Consider the following 13,812-nt stretch of genomic DNA (forward strand, 5'->3'; position numbering starts at 1 on the left):
GATCGCCCGCCCCGGCGAGCAGACGGGAGCCTGAACGTGCTCACCCTGCGCGCCGTCCGCGACGACCGGGACGGATGACCCCCGGGGCCCGGCCGGCCGGGCCCCGGGAAGGTCAGCGGGCGGGGACCAGGGCGCGCTTCCTGGAGGCGTAGATGTCGTCGATCAGCCGGTAGCTGCGCGCCTGCTCGGCGGTGAAGATGCGGTCGCGCTCGATGTCCTTCCTGATCTCCAGCCCCCCGCGCCCGGTGTGGCGGGCCAGGATCTCCTCCTGCTGGTCGCGCATCCGCACGATCTCCCTGGCGTGGATCTCCAGGTCGCTCGACTGCCCCCGGCCGCCCTCGGTGGCCGGCTGGTGCAGCAGGACGCGCGCGTGCGGCAGGGCCGCCCGCTTGCCCGGCGTGCCCGCCGCCAGCAGGACGGCCGCCGCCGAGGACGCCTCGCCGATGCAGACCGTGTGGATCTCCGGCCGGACGAACTGCATCGTGTCGTAGATGGCCGTCATCGCCGTGAACGACCCGCCCGGCGAGTTGATGTACATGTTGATGTCCTGGTCGGGATCGAGCGACTCCAGCGTGAGGAGCTGGGCCATGACGTCGTTGGCCACCGTGTCGTCGATCGGGGCGCCGATGAACACCACCCGGTCCTCGAACAGCTTGTTGTACGGGTTCATCTCCCGCACCCCGTAGGAGGTGCGCTCGGTGAAGGAGGGCAGCACGTAACGACCGCTCATGGTCAGTTCATCCCTTCGGCGATGTAGTCGACGAACCCGTACTCCAGCGCCTCCTGGGCGGTGAACCATCGGTCGCGGTCGGAGTCGGCCTGGATGCGCTCCAGCGGCTGGCCAGTGTGGCGGGCGATGATCTCGGCCATCCTGCGCTTGGTGTAGAGCATGTTGTCGGCCTGGATCTGGATGTCGCTGGCCGACCCGCCGATGCCGCCCAGCGGCTGGTGCATGACGATGCGGGCGTTGGGCAGGGCGTAGCGCTTGCCCGGCGCGCCGGCGGTCAGCAGCACCTGGCCCATGGAGGCGGCGAAGCCCATCGCCACCGTCGCCACGTCGCACGGGACGAACTGCATCATGTCGTAGAGCGCCATCCCGGCCGTGACCGAGCCGCCCGGAGAATTGATGTACAGGGTTATGTCCCGCCTGGGGTCTTCGGCCGCCAGCAAAAGCAGCTCGCCGCAGAGCCGGTTGCAAATCTCGTCGTCGACCTCCTGGCCGAGAACCACGATGCGTTCCTTCAGCAGGCGCTGACTGAGCTGTTCAGGCCAGGCCGCGCGCTGGGTCTCCGTCATTGACGTCGCCTTTCTGTCGAAACTAATTCCGCGAAAAACGCTAGACCCGGCGACGGCGAATTCCCGCCCATTTTCGCTGGGGGCGCATTTCACTCACGGCGCATTACTCCCAGCGCGAAAAAGTATCGACATACAATCGCGGGTGTGAGAAGGAACCTCCCCCGCCGATGGGCGTGCCTCATCCTGGGCGGCGCGCTGCTGATGCCGTACATGATGGCCGGGGTGCTGGTCGCCGGGGTGTGGCGCGGCGTCTCGCCCGACCTGCTGATGCCGATCCAGGTCGGGGTGTTCCTCGCGGTGCTGCCGGTGGTGGCGGTGACCGGGCTGTTCCTGCCGGTGCGCGCGCTGGAGGTGAACGCCGCCCAGGGGCTGCTCGGGGCGCGCGTGGAGCCGCCGCCGCGGCAGGCCCGCAGGTCCTGGCAGGAGCGGCGGCGCACCGCGGCGTGGTTCACGCTGCATCTGGCGGTCGGCGGCCTGGTGAGCGGGTTCACGCTGGCGGTGGTGCCGTTCACGGCGTTCACGCTGGCGCTGCCGTTCATCGGGGAGCCGATGCCGGTGATGGGCCTGACGGCCGAGCCGGGGTGGCCGTCCCTGCTGTGGGCGGCGGCGGGCGTGGCGGTGCTGGCGCTGCTGGTGGCGGGCGCGGCGGGCGCGGGCGCGCTGCTGGCCGCCCTGGCTCCCCCGCTGCTCGGCCCCACCCCGGCCGAACGGCTGGCCGCCGCCGAGGAACACGCCCGTACGCTGGCCGAACGCAACCGGCTGGCCCGCGAGCTGCACGACTCGGTCGGGCACGCGCTCAGCGTCGTCACCTTGCAGGCCGCCGCGGCCGGACGCGTGCTCGACCGCGACCCGGCCACCGCCAGGACCGCCCTGGCGGCCATCGAGCAGTCGGCCCGCGCCGCGCTGGAGGACCTCGACCACGTGCTCGGCGTCCTGCGCGAGGACCACCGACAGAGCCGCCATGAGAGCCGCCATGAGGACGGCGAGGCGGGCGAGGAGGCGCGGCGGGCGCCGCAGGCGACGCTGGCCGACCTCGGCGCGCTGGTGGCCGCCTCCGGCGCCGAGGTGCAGCAGGAGGTGGGCGACCTGTCCGGCGTGCCCGCCGTGGTCTCCAGGGAGGCGTACCGCATCCTCCAAGAGGCGCTCACCAACGCGATCAGGCACGGCCGCGGCCCGGTGCGACTGGCCGCCGCCGTCCAAGGGGACGACCTGCGGCTGGAGGTCAGCAACCCCGGCACGGGCCGCGACGGGGGCCGCGGGCGAGGCGGCGGGAGGGGCGGCCGCGGCGTGGCCGGCATGCGCGAACGCGTGCGCCTGCTCCGCGGCGACCTGCGCGCCGGCCCCGACGAGAGCGGCTGGACGGTGTCGGTCCGCCTCCCGCTACGATCAACCCCGTGACACCCGCGGCCGAAGACGGTCCGCCTCCCGCTACGGTCAAGCCCATGACACCCGAAATCCCGCCGGTCCGCGTGGCTCTAGGGTCGAGCGCATGACACTCAAGGTCGTGATCGCCGACGACGAGGACCTCATCCGCGCCGGGCTGCGCGTCATCATCGACGCCGAGCCCGGCCTGCGCGTGGTCGGCGAGGCCGGGGACGGCGCCGCCGTCCTGCCGGTCGTGCGCCGCGAACGCCCCGACGTCGTGCTGATGGACGTCCGCATGCCCGCCATGGACGGCATCCAGGCCACCCGCCGGCTCGTGCAGCTCGACGACCCGCCCAAGGTCCTGGTCGTGACCACGTTCGAGAACGACGACCACGTCTACGACGCCCTGCGCGCCGGCGCGAGCGGCTTCCTGCTCAAGCGCACCAGACCGGACGACCTGATCCAGGCGATCAGGCTGGTCGCGGCCGGCGAGTCGCTGCTGTTCCCGGCCGCGATCCGCACCCTGGCCGGCCGCCGCCCGCGCGGCCACGTGCCGGGGATCGACCGGCTCACCGGCCGCGAGGGCGACGTGCTGCGGCTGATGACCAGGGGCATGTCCAACACCGAGATCGCCGCCGAGCTGATCGTCAGCCAGGAGACCGTCAAGACGCACGTCGGCAACGTGCTGGCCAAGCTGGGCGCGCGCGACCGCACCCAGGCCGTGATCGCCGCCTACGAGTCCGGGTTCGTCTCCCCCGGCTGAGATCGGCCCAGCAGCCTCGCGGCCGGCAGCAGGGTGGCCTCGGCGGCGCTCAGCCCGGTCTCGGCCAGGGCCCGGTCCACCAGCCGCAGCCCCACCGCGTAACCGGCCATGTCGGGAATGCCGCGGGGCTGCCCGCCGGAGAGCCGCGCAGCGCCTCGGGCCGGTCGGCGAGCGGCCGGGCCAGCAGGTCGGCCATGACCGTGAGCGTGTCGTGAACGATGAACCCCATGCCGCGGACGCTGCAGCCTCACGTAACGTCAGGCTCAAACGCATTAAAGCGGCGACTCGCCCAGCTCGTCCCCCGGCGACCGTCCCGGCGTGCCCGGACCGGTCCGGGTCGGCGACGAGGACTGCGACGGCGAGGGCTCCGGCACCGGCGTGGCGGGAGTGGGCGGCGGCGTGGGCACGAACACCGTCGGCGGGAGCTGCCGGGGCATCGGCTCGCTGTCGCGCCTGCCGAACAGCAGCAACAGCAGGATCGTCGTGACCAGCACCAGCAGCAGCGCCAGCGTCAGAGCGGCCAGCAGCACCCGCCGCCGCGTCTCGGTGGGCGGCAACCGCCGCCGCAGCGGCCCCGGCAGCGCTGGCGCGCGGTCGGTCAGCCAGTACGGCACGAAGTCCGGCCCGTGCGCCTGCCCGATGAACGTCCCGCCCACCATGACCGGGTCCAGGAACCGTTCGGCCCCCGGCTGCCCCGGCGCGTACGGCACCGCCACCCACGGCGCCGGCCCGTCGTGCACGTCGAGCACCTCGGGCGCCCCGTCGATCACCGACGCGCGCGCCCGGCCGAGCCCCAGCCAGCCGCGCCCGCCCGAACGCCCCGACGTCTCCCTGATCGCGGTCAGGAACCGGTCGCGCGCCGCCGCGTCCAGGGCCGCGCCCCGCGTGAGCACCGCCAGCGACACCGCGCGACCGTCGGGCCCCTGGCCCAGGTAGACGAACCCGGCCGGAGCCGTGTGCAGGCGGGCCTGCACGACGTAGCGCCCCAGCCGGGGCGGATCACCGTACTGCAGGGGACTTGCCACGTTTGCCATGAAAGCACAGACGTGGCGTCGTGCACGTTCGCGGCGCGTTTGGTGGAATGGCGTCATGAGCGTCGCCGAAGAGTTGCCAGGCGGAAACGACGCGGCAGTGCTGCGTCAAAGTCTCGACGAGGTCCGGCGTGTCATCGTGGGGCAGGAGCACATGGTCGAGCGGCTGCTCGTGGCCCTGCTCGCCCGCGGTCACTGCCTGCTCGAAGGTGTGCCGGGCGTCGCCAAGACCCTCGCCGCCGCCACCCTGGCCACCGTCGTGGGCGGCACGTTCGCCCGGATCCAGTTCACCCCCGACCTCGTGCCGAGCGACATCGTCGGCACCCGCGTCTTCCACCCCTCCAACGAGAAGTTCGACGTCGAGCTCGGTCCGGTGTTCGTCAACTTCCTGCTGGCCGACGAGATCAACCGCGCCCCGGCCAAGGTCCAGTCCGCGCTGCTGGAGGTGATGGCCGAGCGCCAGGTCACGCTGGCCGGCGTCACCCACCCGCTGCCCAGGCCGTTCATCGTGCTGGCCACCCAGAACCCGATCGAGTCCGAGGGCGTCTACCCGCTGCCCGAGGTGCAGCGCGACCGCTTCCTGTTCCGCGTCCGGGTGCCCCACCCCAGCGCGCACGAGGAGCTGGAGATCCTCCACCGCATGAGCGTCATGCCGCCCGTGCCCGACCGCGTCCTCGACCCCGGCCGGCTGCTGGCCCTGCAGCAGGCCGCCGAGCAGGTCTCGGTGCACCAGCTCGTGGCCGACTACGTGGTGCGCCTGGTCATGTCCACCCGCGCGCCCGCCGACTACGGGCTGGGCGACCTGGCCGAGACCATCGAGATCGGCGTCAGCCCCCGCGCCACGCTCGGCCTGGTCTCGGCCGGGCGCGCGCTGGCCCTGCTGCGCGGCCGCGACTACCTGCTGCCCGACGACGTGCGCGACGTGGCGGCCGACGTCATGTCCCACCGGCTCACGCTGACCTTCGACGCGCTGGCCGACGGCGTCGATCCCGAGCAGGTGGTCAAGCAGATCCTGCACGCCGTGCCGCCGCCCCTCGTCGTGTGGAACCAGAACCGTTGAACACCGCCGAGCAGGCGCTGCGGCGGCTGGAGCTGACCGTCACGCGGCGGCTCGACGGCCTGCTGCACGGCGCCCACCAGGGGCTGCTGCCCGGCACCGGCAGCGAGGCCGGCGACAGCCGCCTGTACGTGCCCGGCGAGGACGACGTGCGCCGCATGGACTGGGCCGTCACCGCCCGCACGACCGTCCCCCACGTCCGCGACCTGATCGCCGACCGGGAGCTGGAGACGTGGGCGCTGGCCGACCTGTCCGCCAGCATGGACTTCGGCACCGCCGACACCGACAAGCGCGACCTGGTCGTGGCCGCCGTCGGCGCGATCGGCTTCCTGGCCAGCCGCATGGGCGACCGGTTCGGCGCGCTGGTGCTGCACGAGGAGTACATCCACCGCATGCCCGCCCGTACCGGCCGCCCGGCCCTGTACGGCCTGCTCAACTCCCTCATGGACGCCCCGCGCGGCCGGGCCGTCCCCGACGCCCCCGACCTCGCCGAGGGCATCGACGTGCTGGCGGCCACCCGGCGTCGCAGGGGCCTGCGCCTGGTCGTCTCCGACTTCCTCGACGCCCGGCCCGAGCTCGACCCAGACGCCGAACGCCCCTGGGAACGCCCGATCAGGCGGCTGGCCTCCCGCCACCAGGTGCTGGCCGTGGAGGTCATCGACCCGCGCGAGCTGGAGCTGCCGGACGTCGGCCGGGTGGCGTTCACCGATCCCGAGACCGGGAACGTACGTGAAGTGCACCTTTCTCCCAAAGTCCGGCAAGCATATGCAGAAGCCGCCGCCCTCCAGCGCGAGGGCACCCGGCTGGCCCTGCGCCGCGCCGGGATCGCCCACCTGGTGCTGCGGACCGACAGGGACTGGGTGTTCGACGTGGCGCAGTTCGTCCTGCGTCAGCGCCGCATGAGCCACCTCGCCCGCCGGAGACCCGTATGACGTTTCTCGCGCCCGGCTGGTTGTGGTTGTTCGTGCTGGTGGCGCTGCTGGTGGCCGGATACGTCGTGGCGCAGTTCGCCCGCCGCCGCTACACCGTGCGCTTCACCAACCTGGCGCTGCTCGACCTCGTCGCCCCCGCCGGGCCGAGCTGGCGCCGGCACGTGCCCCCCGCGCTGTTCCTCGTCATGATGTCGCTCCTGGTCGTCGGCGCCGCCAAGCCCGCCGACCAGGTACGCGTCCCCCGCGACCGGGCCACCATCATGATCGCCCTCGACGTCTCCCTGTCCATGGACGCCGGCGACGTCCAGCCCGACCGGATCAGCGCCGCCAAGGCCGCCGCCCAGGCGTTCGCCAGGGAGCTGCCCGACCGCTTCAACGTCGGCGTGGTCTCCTTCGCCCGCTCGGCCAACGTCGTCATCTCCCCCACCACCGACCACCAGGCCGTCGTCACCGCCATCGGCAACCTGACCACCCGCCCCGGCACCGCGATCGGCGAGGCCGTCTTCAACTCCCTCGACTCGGTGCGCTCCTTCGACCAGCAGGCCGCCACCGACCCGCCGCCCGCCGCGATCGTGCTGCTGTCCGACGGCGACAACACCTCCGGCCGGTCGGTGAACGAGGCCATCGACGCCGCCCAGCAGGCCCGCGTCCCGGTCTCCACCATCGCGTACGGCACCCAGGAGGGCACCGTCGACATCGACGGCAGGCCGGTGAACGTCCCGGTCAACAAGCAGACCCTGCAGTCGCTGTCCGACGGCACCAGCGGCCGGGCCTACACCGCCGAGTCCGGCAGCGAGCTGCGCGACGTCTACGAGCAGATCGGCACCTCGCTCGGGTTCAAGCTGGTCAGCCAGGAGATCACCCAGTGGTTCATCGTGGCCGCGATCGTGATCGGGCTGCTGGTGGCCGGCGCCGCGGTCTTGTTCGGCACCCGGATCCCGTAACGTTTTCCCACGTGGCCCACTACTTCTCCGAACGACCCGAGACCGCGAGCAGGCCGGGCTCGGTCGATCTGGTCCTGCCCGACCTGCATCTGCGGCTGGAGACCGACAGGGGCGTGTTCTCACCCGACCGGGTCGACGTCGGCACGCGCGCGCTGCTGGAGTCCGTCCCGCCGCCGCCGCAGGAGGGCGACCTGCTCGACCTGGGCTGCGGCTACGGCCCCATCGCGCTGACGATGGCCTCTCGGGCACCCGGGGCGACGGTGTGGGCCGTCGACGTGAACCGGCGCGGTCTGGAGCTGACCGAGCGAAACGCCCAGGCCGCCCGCCTTTACAAAGTAAGACCAGTTCATGTCGATGAAGTGCCGGATGACGTGAAATTCCGGGCCATCTGGTCCAATCCCGCCATCCGGATTGGCAAGCCGGCTCTGCACGAGATGCTCACCAGGTGGCTCACCCGGCTGACGCCCGACGGCGTCGCCTACCTGGTCGTCCAGAAACACCTCGGCTCGGACTCCCTGCAGCGCTGGCTCGGCGAGCAGGGCTGGCAGGTCTCCCGCGAGGCCTCCCGAGCCGCCTACCGCATCTTGAAGGTGGCCCGATGAGAAGGCAGCTGCGCCCCACCGACGTCAAGCGGCTCAACCGCACCTGGCGCAGGAACACCGACAACCGGCTCGCGCTGATCCTGGAGTCGGTGACGGGCCCGTTCAACGTCGGCTCGATCTTCCGCAGCGCCGCGGCGTTCGGCGTCGACCAGATCTGGCTGGCGGGCAACGCCACGCCGCCCACCAACCCCAAGGCGGGCAAGACGGCGCTCGGCACCGAACGCCTGGTCACCTGGCACGAGCCGGTCCCGGCCACCGAGGCGGTCAAGGCCGCCAAGGAGGCCGGCTACGCCGTGCTGGCCATCGAGCTGACCGGCGAGGCCGTGCCGCTGCACCGCGCCGACCTCGGCCGCGACGTGTGCCTGGTGGTCGGCAGCGAGGACCACGGCTGCTCCCCCGCCCTGCTGGAGGCCGTCGACGGCGTCTGCTACATCCCGCAGGTCGGCCGGGTCGGCTCGTTCAACGTGTCGGTCGCCGCGGCCATCGCGCTGGCCGAGGCGCGCCGCCAGGAGTGGGAGAATCTCCCCGAACCGTGACCGAACCATCCATCTCCGGAAGGGATACCCCGGTCGTGCTCAGCCGTCGTTTCGCCTTTCTCGACCATCCGGGCCCGCTGGCCTTCGCCCACCGCGGAGGCGCGCTGGAGGGCGCCGAGAACTCCTTCGCGGCCTTCGAACGCTCGGTCGCGCTCGGCTACGACTACCTGGAGACCGACGCGCACGCCACCGCCGACGGCGTGCTGCTGGCCTTCCACGACCACACCCTCGACCGGGTGACCGACCGGCGGGGCCGCCTGTCCGAGCTGCCCTACCGGGAGGTCCGGCAGGCCCGCATCGCCGGCGTGCACGAGATCCCGCTGCTGGAGGACCTGCTCGGCGCCTGGCCGCAGGTGCGCTTCAACATCGACGTCAAGGAGGCCGCGGCCATCGCGCCGCTGGCCGAGGTGATCCGCCGCACCAACGCCTACGACCGCGTCTGCCTGACCTCCTTCTCCGACGAGCGCCTGGTGATGGCCAGGGCCGCGCTGGGCCGCGAGGTGTGCTCGGCGCTCGGCCCGCGCGGCGTGGCCGCGCTACGGGCCGCGGCGACCACCTCCGGCTACGGCCGCCTGCTGGCCCGCCTGTCGCGGTCCGGGATCCCGTGCGCGCAGGTGCCGGTCGGCTTCCGCGGCCTGCGCGTCACCACCCGCCGCCTGGTCCGCACGGCGCACGCCATCGGCATGCAGGTGCACGTGTGGACGATCAACGACACCGTCCGCATGGAGCAGCTGCTCGACCTCGGCGTCGACGGCATCATGACCGACAACGTCACCGGCCTGCGCGACGTCCTCGACCGCCGGGGGCTGTGGCACCCGCGCGGCATGGCGGCCTGAGCGGCCCGGCGGTCATGACCTTCCTCTCCTGAGGTGATCACTGTAAGGTCATGGGCACGACACGTGGATGTGACCCACGACCTGCGAAGACAGCCACTTCGTCAGGCTTGACCCCACCCCCCGTTGCCGGGCTGCGCGAGGCCCGCCGGCCGCCCGGCCGCAGAGGAGCGACACGACACCATGGCCTCCACCGCATCCCCCGCGGACCTCGACGACTCCCCCGCGGCGCGCCGTCGCGAGCAGCGCGGCTGGTACTTCTACGACTGGGCCAACTCGGCCTTCTACACCACGATCATCTCGGTCTTCCTGGGGCCGTACCTGATCCCGGTCGCCAAGGCCGCCGCCTGCGCCAAGGACTTCCCGGCGCTCGCCGCCGACACGTGCGCGTCCCAGTTCGACGCGCTGGTCCTGCGCCACCCCGGCCTGGGGTACGTCGACGTGCTCGGCGCCGACATCAGACCCGCGGCCTTCTTCGGGCTGACGCTGACGGTGGCCGTCTTCCTGCAGATCGTGTTCCTGCCCATCGTGGGCGCGCTGGCCGACCACACCGGCCGCAAGCGGGAGCTGCTCGGCGGGTTCGCCTACGTCGGCGCGCTGGCCACCATGTGCCTGTACTTCGTCGAGGGCGACCGCTACATGGTGGGCGGCGTGCTGTTCGTGGTGGCCAACCTGGCCTACGGCTCCTCGGTGGTGGTCTACGACTCCTTCCTGCCGCAGATCTCCACCCCCGAGGAGCGCGACGGGGTCTCCTCGCGCGGCTGGGCGATCGGCTACCTGGGCGGCGGCCTGCTGCTCCTGCTCAACCTGGCGCTGTTCCTGCAACATGACAGCCTGGGGCTGAGCGAGGGCATGGCGGTGCGCATCAGCATGATGTCGGCCGGGCTGTGGTGGGCCACGTTCACGATCATCCCGCTGCTGCGGCTGCGCAACCGTCCGGTGGCGGCGCACGAGACCACGACGCTGCGCTCGGTGGGCGGGAGCTTCCGCCAGCTCGGCCGTACGCTGTCCGAGCTGCGGCGTTACCCGCTGACGCTGCTGTTCCTGGTGGCCTACCTGGTCTACAACGACGGCGTGCAGACGGTCATCGGCAACAGCGCGGCGTTCGCCTCCGAGGCGCTCAAGCTGGACAAGACCGTCCAGATCACGGCGATCCTGATGGTGCAGTTCGTGGCGTTCTTCGGGGCGCTGCTGCTGGGGCGGCTGGCGCGCAGCTTCGGCACCAAGCGCACGGTGCTGGCCAGCCTGGTGTTGTGGACCGGGATCGTGGTGGTGGCGATGTTCGTCGGCGAGGGGCAGGCGCTGCAGTTCTACCTGATGGCCTTCGCCATCGCGATCGTGCTGGGCGGCACGCAGGCGTTGTCGCGGTCGCTGTTCTCGCAGGTGATCCCGAAGGGGCGGGAGGCGGAGTACTTCAGCCTGCTGCAGATCAGCGACAAGGGCTCGGCGTTCATCGGGTCGCTGACCGTGACGATCGCGCTGCAGGTCACCAACAGCTACCGGATCGCCATCGTGTCCATGATCATATTCTTCGTGGTGGGCTTCGTGCTGCTCGCCCTGACGAACCTGCCCAAGGCCATCAGGGCGGCCGGCAACGAGGTCCCCTCCCGGATCTGACCCCGGTCAGGGGCCGTAGCGGCGCGAGAGCCAGTACGAGGCGCCCACCAGGGCGCCGGTCCCGCAGATGGCCAGCAGCACCATCGGGCCGACGTGACCGCCGCCGGTCATGGTGTTGCTCTCCAGCCGGATCTCGGCCTGCCTGGGGGCGTCCACGGGGCGGTTGGCGGGGCGGCTGACGGGGCGGCTGACGGGGCGGCTGACGGGGGCGTCGGGCCGGGAGTCGCGGGCCTCCAGGCCGGGGATGCCCTCGACGTCGTCGTCGCGCCGGGGGGCGTGCGCCTGTCTCCTGACCGGTTCGCGCCGCCCGGACCGGGGGGCGGCCTCGCCGTCGTCCCCCTCGTCATCGTCGTCGTCATCGGCGGCGAGGACGAGGCCCGGGGGCGGCCCGGCCGCCGCCTGGGCGGGAAGGAGCATCCCTCCACCGCCGAGGACGAACGCCAGCGCGGCGGCCACTGCCGGCCACCGTGGTACGAGATCCATCTACGCCTCCTGATCGACGTCGCGGTCCCCTGAAGCCTGTGCGGCCGCCGTGGGACGGCCGTGAGCGGGCCATGAGAGTCCTCTCACGAAGGGTCGCGCGCCAAACACGGAACGTCACAGATCGGCGGCCAGGGCCATGGTGCCCGGCCCCCGGGCGGCTCCGGGGCCGGGCAGCGGCAGCACGGTCTCGGCGGTGGCCTCGCCGCCGCAGTGGGGGCAGGTGACGACCGGCGTGAACTCCCGCCCGCAGGAGTGGACGAGCAGCGCGGGCGGCCCCCCGGGCGGGGTGGACCAGCGGTCGCCCCAGGCCATGAGGGTCAGCAGGGCGGGCACGACGTCACGGCCGGCCTCGGTCAGCAGGTATTCGTGGCGCACCGGACGCTCCTGGTAGGGCCGCTTCTCCACGACCCCCGTGGCGAGGAGGTGGTCGAGCCGGCGGGCCAGCAGGTTGCGCGAGATGCCCAGGTCCTCGGCGAGGTCGTCGAACCTGCGCAGGCCCAGGAACAGATCGCGCAGGATCAGCGGCGTCCACGGCTCGCCGATCACGCCGACGGCCTGGGCGATGGAGCAGTGCATCTCACCGAACCTGTTCATGCACCCATGATAGTGGGTTGATAAAGTGAACCCATGACAGTTCACATTCAGGACTCACCCGCCGCGGCGTACCGCCGGGCCGGCGAGACGCATGACGTCGAAGCGCTCAAGGCCACGCTCGCCGACGGCGTGGTGTTCCACTCGCCACTGAGCTACCGGGCCGGGTTCGAGGGCCTGACGCGGGTCGGAGCACTGTTCGAGGCCGTCTTCGACGTGCTGTCGGACCTGCGCTACCAGAGCGACATCGGGGACGGCCGCACCCGCATGCTCACGGCGACCGCCCGCGTGGGCCGCCAGCCGCTGAACGAGGTCGCCCAGCTCGAACTGGACCAGGACGGCCTGGTCCGCGAGATCACGATGTGGATCAGGCCGCTACCGGGACTGACCGCACTGATGGCCGCCCTGGGTCCCCGCATCGCCAGGGACAAGGGCAAACCGGGCCTTTCGCTGCTAGTAGGGGCGGCCTCCGCGCCACTGGCGGCGATGAGCAGGTTCGGCGACCGGACGCTGGTGCCGCTCCTCGCCTGACGTACGCAGGGTTGGCGATGCTCTAAACAGAGAGCAGTGCTCTTGACACGGGGGGGCCCGTAGCGAGAGCATTGCTCTCACTAAGGAGCAACGCCCTCAGCAAGGAGCACCGATGACCTCCCCCCGCCTGACCTCCGCCGCCTTCGCCCTCGGCGGCGTGCTGCTGTTCGTGTACCCGGTGGTACGGCCGTCCGGCGACGACGCCGCCGCCATGGCCTCGACCGCGTGGGTCACCGGCCATCTGGCCGCGATGCTCGGATTCGTGCTGCTCGGCCTGGGCGTGCTCGGACTGCACAAGGTGCTCGGCGACCGCCTGTCACTGCGCGCGGCCGCGGTGACCTGGACCGGCGCCGGCCTGACGCTCCCCTACTACGGGGCCGAGGACTTCGGCCTGCACGTGATCGCCGTACGCTCCCTGCGAGACGGCGCGCCCGCGCTGATGGAGCTGGCCACCCTGTTCCGCTACGACCCGCTCGCCATCACCATGTTCGCCGCCGGGCTGGCGCTGCTGGGCGTCGGCACGGTGATGGCCGCCGTGGCCGTCGGACGCTCGGGGATCCTGCCCAAGGGGGCCGGGACGGCGCTCGCGGTGGGGCTGGCGCTGTTCATCCCGCAGTTCTTCGGCCCGTACCCGGTGCGGATCGCGCACGGCGCGCTCATCATGATCGGCGGGTTGTGGCTGGCGGCGAGCCTGCTCAGAGCCCCGCGGGCGACCGCCGCGGCCTGAGGACGCGGCCCCGGTGGGAGCGGGCTCGAATAACCGAGGGCCCCAAGCGCGATTGGATCACCCCGCGGGTGGGAATCCCATCACGGTACCAAGCGTTAGACACCGTGGGAGACAGACCCCCCACGTATGGGGGCCCTGTAGGAGGCATTTAGACATGGGCGAGCGCGCGCTTCGTGGCACCCGGCTCGGGGCAACCAGCTACGAGAACGACCGTAACACGGATCTGGCCCCACGCCAGGAGGTGTCCTACACCTGTCCTAAGGGCCATCGCTTCGAGGTTCCGCTTGCCGCCGAGGCCGAGATCCCCGCGACCTGGGAGTGCCGCATGTGCGGCGCGACCGCGGTGCGGGTCGACGGTGAGCAGCCGGAGTCGAAGAAGACCAAGCCCCCACGGACACACTGGGACATGCTGCTGGAGCGGCGGTCCATCGAGGACCTGGAAGAGGTGCTCAACGAGAGATTGGCGGTCTTGCGCGCCCAGCGACGCAAGAGCGCCTGACCACT

At 71.9% G+C, this 13,812-nt stretch carries 18 protein-coding genes; 12 read left to right on the forward strand and 6 right to left on the reverse strand.

What is annotated here, in order from left to right; genetic code table 11:
- Positions 1–112: 112 nt before the first annotated feature.
- Both ACIHAD_RS13980 and ACIHAD_RS13985 read right to left on the reverse strand, forming a co-directional pair.
- Complete coding sequence (locus tag ACIHAD_RS13980; RefSeq protein ID WP_397354779.1) at positions 113–730, reverse strand: ATP-dependent Clp protease proteolytic subunit; 618 nt, start codon at positions 728–730, stop codon at positions 113–115.
- Positions 731–732: 2 nt separating this feature from the next.
- The gene (locus tag ACIHAD_RS13985; RefSeq protein WP_397354780.1) at positions 733–1,296 is read right to left on the reverse strand and encodes a ClpP family protease; all 564 of its coding nucleotides are present in this window, start codon (positions 1,294–1,296) and stop codon (positions 733–735) included.
- A gap of 144 nt (positions 1,297–1,440) precedes the next feature.
- Between ACIHAD_RS13985 and ACIHAD_RS13990 the strand changes: the two genes are divergently transcribed.
- Together ACIHAD_RS13990 and ACIHAD_RS13995 are read left to right on the forward strand one after the other, a co-directional pair.
- Positions 1,441–2,694: a sensor histidine kinase gene (locus ACIHAD_RS13990; RefSeq protein ID WP_397354781.1), complete on the forward strand. Its 1,254-nt coding sequence runs from the start codon at positions 1,441–1,443 to the stop codon at positions 2,692–2,694.
- 91 nt (positions 2,695–2,785) lie between these two features.
- Positions 2,786–3,424, forward strand: coding sequence for a response regulator (locus tag ACIHAD_RS13995; RefSeq protein ID WP_397354782.1), 639 nt, complete (start codon positions 2,786–2,788; stop codon positions 3,422–3,424).
- On the opposite strand, the gene ACIHAD_RS14000 is transcribed toward ACIHAD_RS13995, so the two are convergent.
- Positions 3,394–3,675: a DUF2268 domain-containing putative Zn-dependent protease gene (locus ACIHAD_RS14000; RefSeq protein ID WP_397354783.1), complete on the reverse strand. Its 282-nt coding sequence runs from the start codon at positions 3,673–3,675 to the stop codon at positions 3,394–3,396. The two genes, ACIHAD_RS13995 and ACIHAD_RS14000, sit on opposite strands and share 31 nt — an antisense overlap.
- Before the next feature lie 21 nt (positions 3,676–3,696).
- Positions 3,697–4,458: a hypothetical protein gene (locus ACIHAD_RS14005; RefSeq protein WP_397354784.1), complete on the reverse strand. Its 762-nt coding sequence runs from the start codon at positions 4,456–4,458 to the stop codon at positions 3,697–3,699.
- A 55-nt stretch (positions 4,459–4,513) separates the two neighbouring features.
- Here ACIHAD_RS14005 and ACIHAD_RS14010 point away from each other — a divergent pair, with 55 nt between their 5' ends.
- The 7 genes from ACIHAD_RS14010 to ACIHAD_RS14040 all read left to right on the forward strand — a co-directional run bounded on the left by ACIHAD_RS14010 (position 4,514) and on the right by ACIHAD_RS14040 (position 10,976).
- Positions 4,514–5,515: an AAA family ATPase gene (locus ACIHAD_RS14010; protein ID WP_397354785.1), complete on the forward strand. Its 1,002-nt coding sequence runs from the start codon at positions 4,514–4,516 to the stop codon at positions 5,513–5,515.
- Positions 5,512–6,444, forward strand: a complete 933-nt coding sequence (locus ACIHAD_RS14015; RefSeq protein WP_397354786.1) for a DUF58 domain-containing protein — start codon at positions 5,512–5,514, stop codon at positions 6,442–6,444. The genes ACIHAD_RS14010 and ACIHAD_RS14015 overlap by 4 nt, the downstream gene beginning before the upstream one ends.
- The gene (locus ACIHAD_RS14020) at positions 6,441–7,388 is read left to right on the forward strand and encodes a VWA domain-containing protein (RefSeq protein WP_397354788.1); all 948 of its coding nucleotides are present in this window, start codon (positions 6,441–6,443) and stop codon (positions 7,386–7,388) included. The genes ACIHAD_RS14015 and ACIHAD_RS14020 overlap by 4 nt, the downstream gene beginning before the upstream one ends.
- 11 nt (positions 7,389–7,399) lie before the next feature.
- A complete protein-coding gene (locus ACIHAD_RS14025) occupies positions 7,400–7,990 on the forward strand; it encodes a class I SAM-dependent methyltransferase (RefSeq protein WP_397354789.1) in 591 nt (196 codons plus the stop codon).
- Positions 7,987–8,526, forward strand: a complete 540-nt coding sequence (locus tag ACIHAD_RS14030; RefSeq protein ID WP_397354790.1) for a TrmH family RNA methyltransferase — start codon at positions 7,987–7,989, stop codon at positions 8,524–8,526. Before ACIHAD_RS14025 ends, ACIHAD_RS14030 begins: the two co-directional genes overlap by 4 nt.
- 35 nt (positions 8,527–8,561) lie before the next feature.
- Positions 8,562–9,362 (forward strand): glycerophosphodiester phosphodiesterase, encoded by an 801-nt coding sequence (locus ACIHAD_RS14035; RefSeq protein ID WP_397354791.1) that lies wholly within the window; start codon positions 8,562–8,564, stop codon positions 9,360–9,362.
- 180 nt (positions 9,363–9,542) lie between these two features.
- Positions 9,543–10,976: an MFS transporter gene (locus ACIHAD_RS14040; protein ID WP_397354792.1), complete on the forward strand. Its 1,434-nt coding sequence runs from the start codon at positions 9,543–9,545 to the stop codon at positions 10,974–10,976.
- Between the two features lie 6 nt (positions 10,977–10,982).
- On the opposite strand, the gene ACIHAD_RS14045 is transcribed toward ACIHAD_RS14040, so the two are convergent.
- Positions 10,983–11,459, reverse strand: coding sequence for a hypothetical protein (locus ACIHAD_RS14045; protein WP_397354793.1), 477 nt, complete (start codon positions 11,457–11,459; stop codon positions 10,983–10,985).
- A 114-nt stretch (positions 11,460–11,573) separates the two neighbouring features.
- On the reverse strand, positions 11,574–12,053 hold the full coding sequence (locus tag ACIHAD_RS14050; protein WP_397354795.1) for a winged helix-turn-helix transcriptional regulator: 480 nt from the start codon (positions 12,051–12,053) through the stop codon (positions 11,574–11,576).
- A gap of 33 nt (positions 12,054–12,086) precedes the next feature.
- Between ACIHAD_RS14050 and ACIHAD_RS14055 the strand changes: the two genes are divergently transcribed.
- The 3 genes from ACIHAD_RS14055 (at position 12,087) to ACIHAD_RS14065 (ending at position 13,807) form a co-directional block, all read left to right on the forward strand.
- Positions 12,087–12,581 carry a nuclear transport factor 2 family protein gene (locus tag ACIHAD_RS14055; RefSeq protein ID WP_397354796.1) on the forward strand — a complete coding sequence of 165 codons (495 nt, stop codon included), beginning with the start codon at positions 12,087–12,089 and terminating at the stop codon, positions 12,579–12,581.
- A gap of 112 nt (positions 12,582–12,693) precedes the next feature.
- On the forward strand, positions 12,694–13,308 hold the full coding sequence (locus ACIHAD_RS14060; RefSeq protein WP_397354797.1) for a hypothetical protein: 615 nt from the start codon (positions 12,694–12,696) through the stop codon (positions 13,306–13,308).
- A gap of 154 nt (positions 13,309–13,462) precedes the next feature.
- Positions 13,463–13,807 (forward strand): RNA polymerase-binding protein RbpA, encoded by a 345-nt coding sequence (locus ACIHAD_RS14065; RefSeq protein WP_043625492.1) that lies wholly within the window; start codon positions 13,463–13,465, stop codon positions 13,805–13,807.
- Positions 13,808–13,812 lie beyond the last annotated feature (5 nt).

Origin of the sequence: Nonomuraea sp. NPDC052265, assembly GCF_044547985.1 — a bacterium.
In the GTDB taxonomy this organism is placed as follows: domain Bacteria; phylum Actinomycetota; class Actinomycetes; order Streptosporangiales; family Streptosporangiaceae; genus Nonomuraea.